The following is a 15,924-nucleotide window of genomic DNA, read 5'->3' as shown; positions in this document are numbered from 1 at the left end:
ATAATACTTACTGGAGTACTGCTCAATGGGTACTCTTTCGTTATTATGACAACTGAAAATTGAAATCCATGGATGAGATCCATGGGAGAGGTTCGCGAACTCCCTCTATAAAAAACTATAAAGATTGTCAAAGATGAACTTTAAATATACTGTCTGGGCCTATAACTCTACTGGCGGATTGCTGCGATACACCTTGGTTAGAGTTACCCGGATTGTTTGTTTTCTTATGCCTATCATCTTGAATCGTCAATCTATATAAGAGCCCTGCCAGCAGAGCAGAGGCCTGTTTTTTGTTGAACGAGTTAGGGAACCTTTCTTTTCTTCCTTTGAAGCGTACTGTATTTACGGCACGCAAATTCTAGAAGATGGAGAGGTTTTTTTATGTTTAAAAATGAAAAAGCAATCGTCGTATTCAGCGGCGGTCAAGATAGCACCACCTGCCTGTTCTGGGCGAAGCAGCATTTTGCTGAAGTGGAAGTCGTCACCTTTGACTACGGACAGCGGCACAAGCTGGAGATCGAGGTGGCCGCAGATATCGCCCGCGATCTTGGCGTAGAGCAAACCGTGCTAGATATGAGCCTGTTGAACCAGCTCTCCCCGAATGCGCTCACACGCAGTGACATCGAGATTACGCAGGAAGACGGACAGCTTCCGAGTACTTTTGTAGACGGCAGAAATCATCTGTTCCTAAGCTTCGCGGCAGTAATGGCTAAGCAAAAAGGCGCACGTCATATTATTACAGGGGTGTGCGAAACAGATTTCAGCGGCTATCCAGATTGCCGTGATGTGTTCGTCAAATCGCTGAACGTCACGCTTAATCTGGCTATGGACTATGAATTTGTCATTCATACTCCGCTCATGTGGCTAAATAAAGCAGAAACGTGGGCGCTCTCGGATGAGCTGGGTGCGTTTGACTACGTTCGCGAGCGGACATTAACCTGCTACAACGGCATTAAAGGCGATGGCTGTGGAGAATGCCCTGCATGCAAGCTGCGCAAAGCTGGACTTGATGAATATTTGACTAAACGAGGCGGTGTACAGTGATGAAACCAGAACCCGGCACATTTCGGATTGTAGAACGGCTGCAGCGCATAGGTGAGGACATTCAGCAAGAGCAGCTCCGCTACCACCGGAAGCGGGTCCTTATCAGCAAGGAGTTTACCTTTGACGCGGCGCATCATCTGCACTGCTATGAGGGAAAATGCAAGAACCTGCATGGCCATACCTATAAGGTCGTCTTCGGCATCAGCGGCATTCCTGGTGAAACCGGGATTACCGTGGATTTCGGTGATGTCAAAGAAATTTGGAAGACTCAAATTGAAGGCTATCTCGATCATCAGTATTTGAATGAAACGCTGCCTGCCATGAACACAACAGCGGAAAATATGGTCGTATGGATCTATGAACAAATGGAGGCTGCTCTGCAGAGCGAGCCATACCAATCGCAAATCGAAGGCGGACGGACCGAATTCGTGAGACTATTCGAGACACCGACCAGTTATGCGGAAGTCAGACGGGAGTGGATGCTTGATGAGTAGCACAGATTTAGCGTCAGCGCAAACCGAGCGGATATCTCCCGTGAGTCGTCCAATCCCCGTGTTAGAAATATTTGGGCCTACAATTCAAGGGGAAGGAATGGTCATTGGCCAAAAAACGATGTTCGTCAGAACCGCCGGCTGTGATTACCGCTGCTCCTGGTGCGACTCGGCATTTACCTGGGATGGCAGTGCCAAGGATCAGATTCGTCAGCTCAGCAGTGAGGACATCTGGAGTGAGCTAACAACTATTGCTGGTAACCGTTTCTCTCACGTGACCATATCCGGAGGGAATCCGGCATTACTGCCTCAGATTGGAGAGCTGGTGAAGCTGCTTCAAGCTAGAGGCATTCGGACTGCCGTCGAGACCCAAGGCTCCAGATGGCAGGATTGGCTGCTAGATATTAATGAAGTAACGTTATCACCGAAGCCGCCAAGCTCAGGGATGACGACTGACTGGCAGAAGCTTGATGAGATTGTACAGCGTCTTGCAAATCGTACGAGTGACAAGGCCTACAGTCTCAAAGTCGTCATATTTGATGAGAAGGATCTGGAGTATGCGCGTGAGGTGCATAAACGCTACCCGGAAGTATCCATGTACTTGCAAACAGGTAACCCGGATGTCACCGGTGACGTTGACAATCATGTCTCTTCCCTACTGCATCGTTATGAATGGCTGATTGACCGAACGATGGAGCTGCCTGATATGAATGAGGTGAGAGTACTCCCGCAGCTGCACACGTTGGTGTGGGGTAATAAGCGCGGAGTGTAGCACTATCTATTAAGGATTTTGCACCGGGCCTGCGAGCGGAATATCAGCAAGCAGCGCACCCAGCACACAAAAATAAAGCGGAAGCAATTTTCAGAATACGCAGTGAGGTTTTTGGATGAAGAACGACTTTTGACGTAGTCAACCAGAGTGATTCAGCCAAAAACCGAACGCTTTTATACGAATTATTCCGCACACAAGGAGAATGATACCCATGGCCGGACGCCAATCCGATGAACTGCAGGATATTACCCTGCTTGGCAATCAAGGAACGAAATACAATTTTGAGTATGACCCTGACATTCTGGAGACCTTCGATAACAAGCATCCTTACAGGGATTACTTCGTGAAATTCAACAGCCCGGAGTTCACCAGCCTGTGCCCAATTACAGGCCAGCCTGACTTCGCGACCATCTACATCAGCTACATTCCAGACATTAAAATGGTCGAGAGCAAATCACTGAAGCTGTATCTGTTCAGCTTCCGCAATCACGGAGATTTTCATGAGGATGTAGTCAACATCATTATGAACGACCTCATTAAATTGATGGACCCGCGTTACATTGAAGTATGGGGTAAATTTACACCAAGAGGCGGAATTTCCATCGATCCCTATTGCAACTATGGCCGTCCGGGAACCAAGTATGAAGAGCTTGCCACACAGCGCTTGTTCCAGCACGATATGTACCCGGAAAAAATCGATAACCGCTAAAATCAATTTGAGTTATAAAATTGATTCCATTAAAGAGAGATTCCAAGCTAACCGGTGTAAGGAGCCGTTTCACTTTGCAGTGAAGCGGCTCCTTTTGCTTTTTACCGTAATTCCGGTATTGCAGGTTAAGTAATTTTTAACATATGATGAGAGAATCTTAGAAGCTTTCGGTTTACATTATCCAGGGGACTCGTAACTTCCTACATAGGCATCCTTTGTTCCCTACACTTCAAAGGAGATCATCACATGTCACTCAACTCGTTAACAAAAAGCGGGTCAGGCACGCGGGTGCTGCCGCGACCCGGCAGTGATCCGCAGGCTACGATATTCCCCATTCTGATTGCAATTGGTCTTGTGCATCTGCTTAATGATTCGGTACAATCCGTCATCCCCGCCATCTTCCCGGTACTGCAGGATAACATGGGGATCAGCTACAGTCAGATGGGGTGGATTGCGTTCGCCCTGAACATTACCGCTTCGATCATGCAGCCCGTGGTAGGTTATTTCTCGGATAAGAGGCCAACGCCGGCACTACTTCCGATCGGCATGGCTTTTACCTGCTCAGGCATGATCTTTCTCGCCTTTGCCGATAGTTATCTGGCGATCCTGCTTGCAGTTATCATGGTCGGGCTAGGCTCGGCTGCCTTCCATCCCGAAGGCTCCAAGGTGTCCCATATGGCGGCAGGCAATCGCCGCGGTTTGGCTCAATCCATCTTTCAGGTTGGAGGCAACGCCGGCCAGTCGCTTGCACCGCTTCTGACCCGTTGGGTATTCATTCCTTTTGGTCTCATGGGCTCCCTTGGCTTCGCCGCTCTGGCAGCGGTCGGAATTGCCGTTCAGATCTACATCGCGGGATGGTACGGAAGGACACTTCGAAGCGCAGGCTACGCCAAGAAAAAGGCAGCTGCCGGCATCATGAATCCGGCAGTGAAGAACAAGGTTATCTACGCCTTTGTCGTGCTGGTTCTGCTCGTATTTGTACGGTCCTGGTATATTTCATCCATCGGCAGCTATTATGCCTTCTTCCTGAAGGATGCCTTTGCTCTGTCGACCGAAGATGCACAAATTTTTATCTTCCTGTTCCTGGGGGCAGGTGCGGTGGGTACCTTCTTGGGCGGACCACTGGCAGACCGTTTCGGTAAGCGTAATGTCATTCTCGCTTCTATGGCGCTGGCCTCTCCGCTTGCATTGATTCTGCCTTATGCGAATCTGTTCTGGACGGGAGTACTGCTGACCATCATCGGATTTATCATGCTATCCAGCTTCTCCGTCACCGTCGTCTATGCCCAAATGCTCGTGCCCGGCAGGATCGGAACCGTATCCGGTATGATCACGGGTCTTGCCTTTGGACTCGGGGGACTCGGATCACTGGTCCTTGGCAACTGGATCGACGCAGCAGGAATTAACACGGTTATGTTCGTCTGCAGCTTTATGCCGCTGCTGGGTGTGCTCACCTTCCTATTGCCAACCGACAAACGTCTCGCATCCTGGACGGATCATACGGCATCCTAAGGAAGTCGAAGTCTCATTATTTCCCTTCATAATAATAAAGAACAGCGCTCAGGATAATCTCCGGGCGCTGTTCTTTATAGCTGAGTCTATTTTATATGTGCTATTTCCTGCTTGAATTCTGCTTCTTTACCAGTATAGAAATTAGTAGATGTACAATGATAAAAATAATGCCTATGACTATGAATGGTGAAGGGATTTCTGCCGTTACTATAAAAAAGATGACAACGAGACCTATTGGAATATAGAGATATCCTGCTCCATTACGATTCATCACTCGATGTGCCTCCTGCAATCAAGAGTCTAACTAGTTAGTAATACCCTTATTACGCAGAGTAATATCAAAAGTTGCATCAGCAAGTCACTTTACACTACTTGTGCGATATTGTCCTGGAGCGAGCCCTGTCCACTTTTTGAAAGCATGCTGAAAAGCACTATCCTCCGAAAAATGAAGCAAATAAGCAATGTCAGCAATCGACTGTCCCGGTTCCTTAAGGTACCTAAGTGCAAGCTCCTTACGAATATCATTCACTAGCCGTGTGTATGTCGTATTCTCCTGCTGGAGCTTGGCCTGAAGCGTTCTCGTGCTCATATGATAATGCGCTGCAGCATCCGATATGCCCGGGAGCCTGACTCGCAGCTGCTCCATGATCCATCTGGTGAGCTCATCCGTAAAGTGACGGCCGGCCTTCAGCTTAAGAAGTACATCCGAAGCCCGCTCTTCAAACCATCCGGCAAGCCTGGCATCGGCATAAATTACCGGATATTCTAGTACTTCCTGAGGAAAGCAAAGACTCGTATGATCCTTATTAAACTCTGGCTGTACACCTAACACTTTCCTATATTCCTCTCCACTGTCCGGTGCCGAATGCATGAGCGTTATCTTACTGAATTTGATGGCTCTGCCGCTAAGCCGGGTCATAATATGAACAAGCGAGCTTACCATATCGTCTACACAATGTCTTGATGGTGGATAGGACAGCTCTTCCAGCGATAAGATGAGTTCAGCCTCTGAATCCTGTCGAGAGAGCCGTATATTATATCCGCTGCAGACGGTCGCATAATATCTTTGATAGGCCTTAATACATTCCGCAATGGTCCCTGAGTGCAGCATCGTATACCCCAGCACTCCCAGATCCGCCATCTCCATTTGAGGACCCTGATGAAGTCCAAAATACTCATCCTCCAGCAGCTCAGCCGCTGCACCTGCCAGCTTCACATGCTGCTCCGCTCCAATACGTGCTTCCGGCTCCTGGAGCAGTCTTGGGTCCAGACCATTGTCCCGAAAAAAAGTGTCCACATCATAACCGGATAAAGAAACGGTCTTGATCATGGTATATAGCATCGTAATCGATATGCCGTAATCGACGATCTCCTCCACCTCCCAAATATACAGAACAGAACATGAATTCTGCGTTATAGATCATAAGAATAAACCCGTTTTTCCTATATGATGAGAATCAAAGAATATTTATCATTCATGTGACATTAGGAGGAACTCAATAATATGAATAAATCTCAATCACCCGTAATTACAATTATACTGGGCCATCCCGACGGTGACAGCTACTGCACCGCACTCGCTCAAACTTATATGAAGGGAGCCATGGAGAAAGGGGCGACCGTTCACTTGCTTGAGCTCGGCAAGCTGAGCTTTAACCCCAACCTGAAATACGGATACAGACAACGCACCGAGCTTGAACCTGACCTGCTGTATGCCCAGGAAGTTATCAAGCAATCAGATCACATTGTCCTGATCTACCCCCTGTGGTGGGGCAGCATGCCAGCACTGCTCAAAGGTTTCTTTGATCGGATACTTCTACCCCGTTATGCCTATCTGCAGCGTCCGAATAGTCTTCTCTGGGATAAGCTTCTTACGGGCAAGACAGCCCATCTTATTGTCACGATGGATACTCCATCCTTGTATTACCGGCTTGTAAATGGAAGGGCAGGTCATCGCGTTGTCACACAAGGCATCTTCGGTTATTGCGGGATCAAGACCCGCAAAATTACCGAGATTGGTCCGGTTAAAACATCGACTAATGATAAGAGGCAGCAGTGGCTCCATCGAATCTACAAGCTCGGAGCCAAGCTTGCCTGACATTTACAGAAAAATAAGTTGTGTTAATCATCGAGCAGCGATACGACTAACATCTTGCTTGGTTCACATGGCGTATGCACTTATCTACTGCTTATGCAAGGTTTCTCTAAGACTGAGCGCTATGCTCTACTCAAGCTCTGCCAATCGTTGAAGCAAGCGGCGCTTCTTGTACAGCATCTTCCCTGCTTCGGACACATCGGACAGCGTTCCCTTATTGCTGATGGAGCCAAATACAATCCCTGCAATTGGAATCATCTGAAACAGCTGCTTCCAGCCAAGACTGTCCCGATACGTATTGACCACCTCGCGCCAGCCCTGGATCTGGGATATGACCTCGGCATTCGTGTGCTCCTCGTCGAAGGTCGCCAGCTCTGTCAAGATCGCTTTCTTTCCGACGATATCGGCTGAAGCGAACTGAAGACATTTGAGCACAAATACTCGCTCCATGGGATCATTTGGATCGTAGCCGTAACAGATGGCGATCTCTTGGAGTGTCTTGAGTGAATTTCCGAGAACCAACGTCATGTCCGCAGCCATTGTAATAAATCCGCCTACTCCGGTGGCTGCGCCGCTTGCTGCTGCAAACTTTACGCGCTCCGAGATAATGTCATCTGCTACCTGGTCCATCAGCAGGACAGGGAGATGTGACACCTGTTCAAGCGAAATGGAATTGGCTTCATCATTGTCAGCGACCTCCTGCTGCCTGCCTTTGCCCGTTACACTTGCAGTGACGCTTGAAGCGGCCGTACTCAGCTGCTTGAACAGCGTCTTCACGCTGCCTTTCTTCACTTCATTAGCTGAACTTTCCTGTCCTTCCCCTTGCAGTATTTTATCGATCCGGCGAAGCACCGTTTTTTTGTTAACTAGAAATTTGCCGCCATTCTGAATAAAAGTACCCATTTCATTCAAGACGTCTCCCAGCTTGTCGCGAATAATCTTCGGTGTCATCTTATCCAGCATGACAAAGGGCAGACGGCCCAGCTTCTCCCAGAAAAAGATATCCTTCTGCTCCTTCTCCCATTTCTCTATGTCAGCCAGCTGGTTCTTGAGTTCATCGGCATGTTCCATCTTCATTATGATGTCGTTCTCCTTCTTTTTGTTTCTCTTGAATTTTACAACATGTATACGAATTAGAATATTGAATGGATGCATTTCTCTTGATTCCTCAACGAAGGGGATAGTTTTGTCTATAATATCCTAACAAAAAAAGAAGCCCGGAATAAAATCCGCGGCTTCCTCTCTATTCAGGAACCATTCTTATGAAAAAGGTTCGACGAGCGGAGTATATCCGGATGGGATATTCGTTTCCGCTGTACGCTCCGTAATGACCTGAGGATACATCTTGTCCGGGTCTGGCTGGATGATCTGATACTTAATAATCGCTTTGCCGTCCTTCCCAAGCTCTACCTTCTTGATCTCAAGTCCATAGCCCGGATTTGGCAGCTCCATGCTGAGCTTAACCTTAATCGTCTTCTCATCGACGGTTTGGGAAGTCACTTCAGGTACATAGGCTTGCTGCCCGCTCCCCGGAATATCTGTTCCCGGTTGTTCCGCAGAACCCCCGCCGTTACCATAACGATCCACAACTTCCAGTGCGTTAAATACCATTTCCGCAGCCTCCATTCGGGTCAGCTCCTCATCAGGTCTGAATTCATCCTTCTCGTTCAGGCTAACGATATTCATATTCAGCAAGGTTTGAATAGAGCTCTCATAGTTCTTGTTGATCTTGTCACCGTCGGCAATGAAGTTGTACCTGAGAATTGTAGGATACGTTCCTGTCGTATTCAGGCCTTCATACAGCAGCTGGGCAAAGACTTCTCTCGTCAAGCTGTTATTGGCATCAAATTGCTCAGGAATGGACAAGCCGTGTGCTGTGGCGGCAGACACTGCTCCATCATACCAGCGTGCTGCTTCAGCATTCGCTTCTTCATTCGCTTGATCATCCAGATCATAAGCATTTACAATCATTTGAATACCTTGAGCCTCAGTTAATCGCTGGTCTGGATGAAACAACTGGTTCGTTACCCCACTCACAATCCCTTTGCTTCGAAGTGAATCTAACAGACTTAACTGCTCCTTCGAGCTGACATCATCAAAGGCATAAGCGGATGCTCCACCCAATGCCATCGCGATACTCATTGCAGCTACGGATGCTTTGATTGTTCTACGCTTCATTTGTAATCTGCCTCCATCAGTAATCAATTTATATTTTCCATCTCTATTTACACTCTAAACGAGCCCCTGCTCGAAAATGTTTCACTTCCCCCTGCTTCTTTGCTCCATATCCTTAATTAACCTTAATTTGAAGTCTCTCCATCCCTCTCACAAATTATTTCCACTGAAATTTGCATATTTCATGGTTTGACAACGAACGTGTTATGCATAAGAATAAATGTATATTGTTCACCGGTTTGATTAAATTATCTGTTTTAATGAATTGTGAAAATTGCTTCGGTTTATGAATGCGAACAGAACGTTTATGTAGGTAAGGGGCATGTATGCTTTTTTTTGATAAAAAAGGCATCTGCCCTTTTCTTGCCGTGTTTGACGAAAATAATAGCCAAGGAGATGACCTACCCTATGCAAGATCGAAGTATGCTTCGCCATTATGTCGGTTCTCACTGGCCTTCCTACCTCGCTGCCATCCTGCTGATCATCATCTCAAATATTGATCAGGCTCTGCTTCCCCGTGTCGTTGGTAATTTCACAGATGAACTGCAGCTTCAAACGCTTACCATGGAAAAGATTATTTACTACAGCCTGCAGCTACTCCTCATAGCCGTGTCTTATAATGCGCTGTTTGGCCTGGGCCAATTTATGATTATGCGGCTCGGACGCAGATTCGAGTACGTCACTCGCGAGAAGCTGTTCGGCAAATTCTCAGAGCTGAGCGAGAAATATTTTGCCAAGCAAGGTACAGGTAAGCTGCTCAGCTATGTGATGAACGATGTAACCTCTGTACGTGAAGCGATCTCGAATGGGATTAACCAGACAACGAACGCGGTCTTTCTGCTCCTGTCCTGTATCGTTATGATGATGATTGACGGTATTCCGCTAACGTTGATTGCGATCAGCATCGGTCCGCTGCTTGCCATTCCTGTTCTCGTCGTCTACTTCGGACCACGGATCCGCGAAAGATCCAAGCATGTCCAGGAAGCGCTTGCATCCATGACCGAATCCGCTGAAGAGCAGCTGGGCGGGATTCGGGTAACCAAGACCTTTGCCATAGAAGAGACGCAGCAGACCCGATTCGGTGCATTTGTCGATGCGATTCGAGATAAGCAGCTGCGGCTCGTAAGACTGTCCTCCTTGTTTCAAGCCCTTCTGCCACTGCTCGGCGCTGTTTCTCTAGTCACCTCTATTGTTATCGGCGGTTACATGACGATCCAGAATACAATCAGTTTGGGAAGCTTTGTGGCTCTAACCCTGTATCTGCGCATGATTATGGGCCCCCTTCAGCAAATCGGAAATGTGATCAATATGATGCAGCGGTCCAGCGCATCGCTCGACCGGGTGAACAATCTGCTGGCTGAAATCCCGGATGTCAGAGAAGTGCCGGATGCCTTTCCGCTAAGCAAGGTCGAAGATATAACGATTAAGGACTTATCCTTCAAATATCCTGGAAGTAAGGAACACGCGCTGCATAATATCAATCTCGTCCTTCCGGCTGGCAAAACCATCGGCATTGTGGGCCGAACAGGCAGTGGCAAGAGTACACTTGTCAAACTACTGCTGCGCGTCTATGAGCCGCCTGCAAACACCATTTTTATTAGCGGTCTCGATATCAGGCAATTAAAGCTTGAGAGTCTTCGTTCCAAATTGTCTTACGTTCCACAAGATGGCTTCCTGTTCAGCACGACCATTCGGGATAACATTGCCTTCAGCGACCGCAGCGCATCCCAGACTGAAGTTGAAGGGCCGGCGAAGCAGGCGATGATCTTTGATAATATCATTCGGTTTCCGAAACGATTTGATACCCCTCTCGGAGAACGCGGAGTCACCTTATCCGGAGGACAACGTCAGCGCACGAGTCTTGCGAGAGGTCTGATGAAGAAGGCGCCCTTGCTGATTCTGGATGATAGTATGAGTGCTGTCGATGCCGTAACGGAAACAGGCATATTGAACAGCTTGAAGAAGGAACGGAAAAATAAATCCACGCTCATCATTTCTCACCGGATCAGCGCAGTTAAGCATGCCGATCTCATCATTGTTCTGGAGGAAGGACGAATTGTGGAGCAAGGCAGCCATCGGCAGCTCATGTCGCTGAGCGGACAATATGCCTCACTTGCCCGCATTCAGGAGGAGGGGTTAAATCATGGCATCTAAACCGAATCGGAGTGCATTCCGTGAAATATTGAGCTATGGCCGGCCGCACCGTATGAAGTTTGTACTCATCTTCTTCTGTTCACTGCTCGGCATCGCCGCCGAGCTCTCTCAGCCTTACCTGATCAAGATCGCCATTGATGATCATCTCGCGATCGGAAATACCGAGCTTCGTTTTCTCATATACATTGCCGTACTATACTTGGTTCTGTCCATTATCAGCTTCATCTTCACGTATATACAGAACAATCTGCTCCAATTCACCGGACAGAGCATTGTCGCCTCGCTGCGCAAAGATTTGTTCAAGCATATCACAAGAATGTCAATGTCCTTCTTTGACCGCAGACACAGCGGAAGCCTGGTGACGAATGTATCCAGTGATACCGAGACCATCAGCCAATTCTTCACACAGGTACTGCTTAGTCTGATTCGTGACGGCATGATGCTCATTATGATTATCTTTTTTATGTTCCAGCTGGATGTTACACTTGCCGCCTACTCCTTGGCTGTACTTCCGGTCATCGCTATCGTTGCCGTCCTCTTCCGCAATTATTTGAAGGAGACGTATCAGCAAGCGAGAACCCGGCTGTCCAGACTTGTCGCCTTTATCGCAGAGAACCTGTCTGGGATGTTCCTGATTCAAGCATTTCATCAGGAGAAGGAGCAGCTGAAGCAGTTTAATGAACAGAATGCGAACTACTACTCGGCCAATATCCGCCAAGTTCGCTCCAACGTCATCTTTAACCGGACATTTGATATACTGGGCAACATCGCTCTTGTATTAATGGTTTGGCTGGGCGGGCAGGCTGTGCTCGGCAAATCTATTGAAGTCGGGGTGCTGTATGCCTTTATCAGCTATATCCGTCAGTTTTTTCAGCCGATTAACCAAATCACGATGCAATGGAATACGTTCCAGTCCACGACCGTATCTATGGAACGGATATGGAGCATTCTCAGTACAGAGCCGGAAATTCCAGATCCGAAGGATGACGATACAGTAAGCCTGACACCGGAACAAGTGAGGGGCAAGATCTCATTCAACCATGTATCCTTTGGATATTTAGCTGACCAGCCGATCATCCATCAATTGAATCTTACGATACCACCTGGAGAAATGATTGGTGTCGTAGGAACAACCGGTGCGGGCAAGAGCACCGTCATCTCTCTGTTAAACCGTTTCTACGATGTAACGGAGGGCAGCATTCAAATCGATGATATCGATATCCGGAGGCTGCCACAGCAGACCCTCCACCGGATTGTCGGTCTCATTCAACAGGAGCCCTTCCTCTTCTCGGGATCGATCATTGACAATGTGCGGATGTTCCGTGAGGAGATCAGCCGGGAAGAAGTGATCAAGGCGTGCAGCTATGTAGGTGCAGATCTGATGATCTCAAGATTACCAGAGGGCTATGATACGCATTTGTCAGAGCGAGGAAGCGGACTGTCTGCCGGAGAAAGACAGCTGATCTCCTTCGCCAGAATCGTTGTATTCAAGCCTCGCATCCTTATACTCGATGAAGCGACAGCGAATCTCGACTCTCATACCGAGCAGCTGGTCCAGTCTGCACTCGAATCCGTCTCCGAAGGAAGAACGACGATTGTCATCGCGCACCGGCTGTCCACCGTGATGCATGCAGACCGTATTCTGGTTATGAAGGATGGCTCTATTGTCGAGTCTGGCACCCATCCAGAGCTTATGCGGCATGGCGGCTACTACAGGGAGCTGTACGATCACGCCCTGGAATCCGGCACGACCTCCAAGGAACATACGCATAATGATGTAGGATGAATACACGATTTAACAATTAAGCCGACGGGTAGTTTTTCTGCCTGTTCGGCTTTTTGTTCATAATGCAAAAAGATGGACTTTGGTTGCAGTTCCTTGTCACGGGCTTCTTACAAAAGTCCTGTTTTATCCGACTTTCGTTGCCAATTAAACGTTTCTGACATTACAATTAATGGGTATATATACCAAGTTAAAGACTTCTAAGCTTCCATATAAGTAAGAACCAACTATACGAACGAGGTGAACAAGGTGACTAGAATTGTTGTCCCTCCTGAACGGATCCAGGAAATATCACAGCAATTTGCTCAAGCTTCTACGCTCACTAGCAGTATGATCTCTAACCTGAACGGACAGATTCTGTCTTTGCAGAGCAGATGGGCTGGCATTACACAAGAACGTTTTTTTCAAGAATTTCAGGTCGCTCGTGGACAAATGGAGAGTTTTACAACTTCTGTTGCATCCATTGGAACAGAACTTCGCTCCATTGCTGTTAAATTTGCTGAAACAGATCAGACAGCAGGCAACGGAATACATACGGATGGTAGTTCGCAAGGGCAAAAAGCAAAGGAAACCCTATCCAGCCTATTTGATCAAGGAACGGAAACATGGAATACAGCCAACGGAATACGCGGGAACTTGGCGCTCGCAGGAACCGGCATGTACAGTATACTGGCAAGCACTCTTGTGCTGACCAAGACGGTAGATTTTAAGCGCAGCTCAAAGAACCCTACCCGGGCGGTCGTCCATAACGCCAAGTGGGTAAATGGCAAGAGCTCTAATGCATTTCTGAACAACCTGGCACGCCGAATGGATAAGCAGTTCCGAAATCCCGGTATTGTCATGAAGGGACTTAAAGGCTTCGACAAGCTGGCGGGAACCTTGAAAATGGGTAAGCTTGGGCTCGGCTTCAGTAAAGCGAGCAGCTTCCCTCAGTGGACTCGCAATGTCGTAGCCGGGGTACAAAAAGGGCAGTACGGCATGAAGATATCCGCAATTCCTAAAATGATAGGTAAGAGACTGTTCCCGATTAACGTAGGTCTGAATGTCGTGGATGAAGGGATTAAAACCGCTGCAAAAATTAAAGCAGGAACCCTTACCGGTACGGATATCGCCGTATCTGCTTCCAATGTCGTAATTAAATCTGCTGCAGCTGGGGCAGGTGCAGTGCTCGGCGGAGCAGCCGGATCCGTACTTGGACCTGCTGGCGCTGCAGTAGGCGCATATATTGGAGGCACAATCGGTTCGGTTGCGGGGGGACATCTTGCACAGGCTGCCGAGAAAGGAATCAAGTGGGTCAGCGGACTGTTTAAATGATGTTTGGGAAGACATCGATGACGAAACCCGCAAGACAGCTATGCTATATATGGTGAAATTAAAATAGTTACCAATAATCTGCTTAGAAGCAAGGAAGCAAATGTGCTTAAAGAGCTTCGTTTCAACTGGAATCGAAATAAACACATGAAATAATCTTCAATTAGCGCCAATGGAAGATACAATCGGTTCAATTTTTCCGTGGGACATCTTGCTTAAGCTGTGAAATAAGGAATGAAGTGAGTAAACGGACTAAGCAAATAACCTTTTGGAGGCAGTATACTACCATGACTTCAGTAACCTTTGAACGCAAAACCGCTATCCGCAACACTCTTATCTGCTTCTTATTTATTATTGTAGGTTTATTTCTTACCTGGGAAGTAGTTAATGGAAGGCATAGCACCCTCTTTAGAATCTATTATGCTTCTGGTGCTTTCCTTAGTTTTTGGTTTATGGGCCCTCATTTCTACTGGAGCGCAGTCAGAACAATCGGCAGTAATAGTTTATTTTCCTATAATCATGAAGGCATTGTGTTAAACGATAATCACACCATTCCTTGGAATCGGATCAAGAAGCTTGAGAGCATCGAGGGGAAAATGAATAAATTTTTGTTCCCTGTACCCTCTCACTTTCTTCTTGTACTGAACGATCAGTCCGAACAGAGAATTTATACTTACAGTCTGTTGAAGGACAAGGACATAGAGGTACTAAAAGAGCTGCGCTCCGCCTGGAATCTTAACAAACACAAGAAATAATGTACCACTCCAAAAGTTTGAACCCATTAAAAACTGTCCTATATATTATGGAGACAGCATTATCATGACAGTGATTACTTATAATCGCAAATTTGCTGTTTTGCACCTAGTCCTTTTAAATTATTTATTACTCCACAGCAGCAATCCTGTGCTAAACCCTTAAATTAAGAATCAACCAACCACCTAAATTCAATCCATATATTCAGAAGGAGATCTTATGGACAAACCATTAATTACGTTATCAATCGAAGAATTTGGTTTCGCACTCGCTTCCTTGGGCGCAGATGACGTCGCAGCCGGCCTAATGAAACCGATGTATGGTGAACTTAAAGAGAACGAATGGGAGCTTGTGCTGAGAGCAGCATCACACAGCCTTCTATCCAAAGGCCTTATCACTCGTATGGAAGAAAATGAAATTGAATTTGTACCAGAGCTCCTGGATATGCTTGTTCATTTTGCAAAGAGCCGGAGCATGCTGCGCGGATACACGGATTGGGATGGGCAGGAGAAAGTACTGACCATTCATAAAGGAACGGAATCCGGTGATCCGTACCTCTATCATCTGTCTATTGATCAGCGTATCCACCTCTTTACCTGGACAGAACCGAGTGAATGGGAAGAAGAGATATATCGCCTTTATGTGGGACAGAATCGCAAGTTTCCATCGGAAAATGCTACAAGCTTCCAGTTGCCTGAATCAGGCTGGAATCAACTGATCGAGAATCCTTCGGAAGAGCAAGTAGAGCGCTTGCTGAAGGAATGGGCAATTCAAGATTCGCAGCATGAAGTGATCCGGTCCTGGTGCTCTGAATTTCAAGCATCCGGTAGGAGTCTGGACAATCTAAGCATCATGAATTACTCAGAGGAAGAACTGCCAGCTGCCGAGAAGATCCTGCTTCTCCTCCATACGAACAACTACTTCTGGAGCATCTACGACACACAGCTGGACAAGGACAAGGAAGCACTCATCACCGTCGAACGTTCGGGAGAGAACAACTTCCGTCATCAGCTGCAGCAGATGATTGAGCAGTTTAATTCCTGAAGGTAACCTCCCTTCAAATGCATGAACAGGTATAAAATTCAGGTCCACTTGAAAAAATACTTGTTGATGCTGATGACGGGA

15 protein-coding genes and 1 riboswitch are annotated in these 15,924 nt (G+C 47.3%); of the genes, 11 read left to right on the top strand and 4 right to left on the bottom strand.

What is annotated here, in order from left to right; translation table 11 throughout:
- The first annotated feature begins 81 nt into the window (after positions 1-81).
- Positions 82-125, top strand: a riboswitch (PreQ1 riboswitch).
- Positions 126-381: 256 nt separating this feature from the next.
- The 5 genes from queC (at position 382) to BM415_RS00990 (ending at position 4,528) form a co-directional block, all read left to right on the top strand.
- Positions 382-1,044: a 7-cyano-7-deazaguanine synthase QueC gene (queC, locus tag BM415_RS01010; protein ID WP_091153644.1), complete on the top strand. Its 663-nt coding sequence runs from the start codon at positions 382-384 to the stop codon at positions 1,042-1,044.
- Positions 1,044-1,538 carry a 6-carboxytetrahydropterin synthase QueD gene (gene queD, locus BM415_RS01005; RefSeq protein WP_091153641.1) on the top strand — a complete coding sequence of 165 codons (495 nt, stop codon included), beginning with the start codon at positions 1,044-1,046 and terminating at the stop codon, positions 1,536-1,538. Before queC ends, queD begins: the two co-directional genes overlap by 1 nt.
- The gene (gene queE, locus BM415_RS01000) at positions 1,531-2,307 is read left to right on the top strand and encodes a 7-carboxy-7-deazaguanine synthase QueE (RefSeq protein WP_091153638.1); all 777 of its coding nucleotides are present in this window, start codon (positions 1,531-1,533) and stop codon (positions 2,305-2,307) included. Before queD ends, queE begins: the two co-directional genes overlap by 8 nt.
- A 211-nt stretch (positions 2,308-2,518) precedes the next feature.
- The gene (gene queF / locus BM415_RS00995) at positions 2,519-3,016 is read left to right on the top strand and encodes a preQ(1) synthase (RefSeq protein WP_090726156.1); all 498 of its coding nucleotides are present in this window, start codon (positions 2,519-2,521) and stop codon (positions 3,014-3,016) included.
- 246 nt (positions 3,017-3,262) lie between these two features.
- Entirely contained in the window at positions 3,263-4,528 is a 1,266-nt protein-coding gene (locus tag BM415_RS00990) for an MFS transporter (RefSeq protein WP_091153635.1), read from the top strand.
- Positions 4,529-4,628: 100 nt separating this feature from the next.
- On the opposite strand, the gene BM415_RS24925 is transcribed toward BM415_RS00990, so the two are convergent.
- Together BM415_RS24925 and BM415_RS00985 are read right to left on the bottom strand one after the other, a co-directional pair.
- A complete protein-coding gene (locus BM415_RS24925; RefSeq protein ID WP_170862329.1) occupies positions 4,629-4,802 on the bottom strand; it encodes a hypothetical protein in 174 nt (57 codons plus the stop codon).
- Between the two features lie 84 nt (positions 4,803-4,886).
- Positions 4,887-5,906: an AraC family transcriptional regulator gene (locus BM415_RS00985; RefSeq protein WP_139236933.1), complete on the bottom strand. Its 1,020-nt coding sequence runs from the start codon at positions 5,904-5,906 to the stop codon at positions 4,887-4,889.
- A gap of 126 nt (positions 5,907-6,032) precedes the next feature.
- On the opposite strand from BM415_RS00985, the gene BM415_RS00980 reads away from it, so the two are divergent.
- Positions 6,033-6,626 carry an NAD(P)H-dependent oxidoreductase gene (locus BM415_RS00980; protein ID WP_091153631.1) on the top strand — a complete coding sequence of 198 codons (594 nt, stop codon included), beginning with the start codon at positions 6,033-6,035 and terminating at the stop codon, positions 6,624-6,626.
- A gap of 126 nt (positions 6,627-6,752) precedes the next feature.
- Here BM415_RS00980 and BM415_RS00975 read toward each other — a convergent pair whose 3' ends face one another.
- Positions 6,753-7,694 carry an EcsC family protein gene (locus BM415_RS00975; protein ID WP_170862459.1) on the bottom strand — a complete coding sequence of 314 codons (942 nt, stop codon included), beginning with the start codon at positions 7,692-7,694 and terminating at the stop codon, positions 6,753-6,755.
- A gap of 189 nt (positions 7,695-7,883) precedes the next feature.
- Positions 7,884-8,801 carry an S-layer homology domain-containing protein gene (locus BM415_RS00970; protein ID WP_091153629.1) on the bottom strand — a complete coding sequence of 306 codons (918 nt, stop codon included), beginning with the start codon at positions 8,799-8,801 and terminating at the stop codon, positions 7,884-7,886.
- Between the two features lie 405 nt (positions 8,802-9,206).
- Here BM415_RS00970 and BM415_RS00965 point away from each other — a divergent pair, with 405 nt between their 5' ends.
- The 5 genes from BM415_RS00965 to BM415_RS00945 all read left to right on the top strand — a co-directional run bounded on the left by BM415_RS00965 (position 9,207) and on the right by BM415_RS00945 (position 15,843).
- A complete protein-coding gene (locus tag BM415_RS00965) occupies positions 9,207-10,952 on the top strand; it encodes an ABC transporter ATP-binding protein (RefSeq protein WP_091153627.1) in 1,746 nt (581 codons plus the stop codon).
- The gene (locus BM415_RS00960) at positions 10,942-12,738 is read left to right on the top strand and encodes an ABC transporter ATP-binding protein (RefSeq protein WP_091153625.1); all 1,797 of its coding nucleotides are present in this window, start codon (positions 10,942-10,944) and stop codon (positions 12,736-12,738) included. The genes BM415_RS00965 and BM415_RS00960 overlap by 11 nt, the downstream gene beginning before the upstream one ends.
- Before the next feature lie 246 nt (positions 12,739-12,984).
- Positions 12,985-14,049, top strand: coding sequence for a WXG100 family type VII secretion target (locus BM415_RS00955; RefSeq protein WP_091153622.1), 1,065 nt, complete (start codon positions 12,985-12,987; stop codon positions 14,047-14,049).
- Positions 14,050-14,333: 284 nt separating this feature from the next.
- A complete protein-coding gene (locus tag BM415_RS00950; protein ID WP_091153620.1) occupies positions 14,334-14,801 on the top strand; it encodes a hypothetical protein in 468 nt (155 codons plus the stop codon).
- 217 nt (positions 14,802-15,018) lie between these two features.
- Positions 15,019-15,843 carry a hypothetical protein gene (locus tag BM415_RS00945; RefSeq protein WP_091153617.1) on the top strand — a complete coding sequence of 275 codons (825 nt, stop codon included), beginning with the start codon at positions 15,019-15,021 and terminating at the stop codon, positions 15,841-15,843.
- Positions 15,844-15,924 lie beyond the last annotated feature (81 nt).

It is taken from the genome of Paenibacillus sp. 453mf, from assembly GCF_900116105.1.
In the GTDB taxonomy this organism is placed as follows: domain Bacteria; phylum Bacillota; class Bacilli; order Paenibacillales; family Paenibacillaceae; genus Paenibacillus; species Paenibacillus provencensis.
Note: the sequence above shows the minus strand (reverse complement) of the source record. Positions and strands in the feature narration are given on the sequence as shown.

What these genes read in the sequence shown, in the direction of transcription:
- queE (WP_091153638.1), top strand. Translation starts at nt 1,531, where the DNA reads ATGAGTAGCACAGATTTAGCGTCAGCGCAAACCGAGCGGATATCTCCC.
- BM415_RS00990 (WP_091153635.1), top strand. Translation starts at nt 3,263, where the DNA reads ATGTCACTCAACTCGTTAACAAAAAGCGGGTCAGGCACGCGGGTGCTG.
- BM415_RS00970 (WP_091153629.1), bottom strand. Translation starts at nt 8,801, where the DNA reads ATGAAGCGTAGAACAATCAAAGCATCCGTAGCTGCAATGAGTATCGCG.
- queD (WP_091153641.1), top strand. Translation starts at nt 1,044, where the DNA reads ATGAAACCAGAACCCGGCACATTTCGGATTGTAGAACGGCTGCAGCGC.
- queF (WP_090726156.1), top strand. Translation starts at nt 2,519, where the DNA reads ATGGCCGGACGCCAATCCGATGAACTGCAGGATATTACCCTGCTTGGC.
- queC (WP_091153644.1), top strand. Translation starts at nt 382, where the DNA reads ATGTTTAAAAATGAAAAAGCAATCGTCGTATTCAGCGGCGGTCAAGAT.
- BM415_RS00980 (WP_091153631.1), top strand. Translation starts at nt 6,033, where the DNA reads ATGAATAAATCTCAATCACCCGTAATTACAATTATACTGGGCCATCCC.
- BM415_RS00965 (WP_091153627.1), top strand. Translation starts at nt 9,207, where the DNA reads ATGCAAGATCGAAGTATGCTTCGCCATTATGTCGGTTCTCACTGGCCT.
- BM415_RS00950 (WP_091153620.1), top strand. Translation starts at nt 14,334, where the DNA reads ATGACTTCAGTAACCTTTGAACGCAAAACCGCTATCCGCAACACTCTT.
- BM415_RS00945 (WP_091153617.1), top strand. Translation starts at nt 15,019, where the DNA reads ATGGACAAACCATTAATTACGTTATCAATCGAAGAATTTGGTTTCGCA.
- BM415_RS00960 (WP_091153625.1), top strand. Translation starts at nt 10,942, where the DNA reads ATGGCATCTAAACCGAATCGGAGTGCATTCCGTGAAATATTGAGCTAT.
- BM415_RS00975 (WP_170862459.1), bottom strand. Translation starts at nt 7,694, where the DNA reads ATGGAACATGCCGATGAACTCAAGAACCAGCTGGCTGACATAGAGAAA.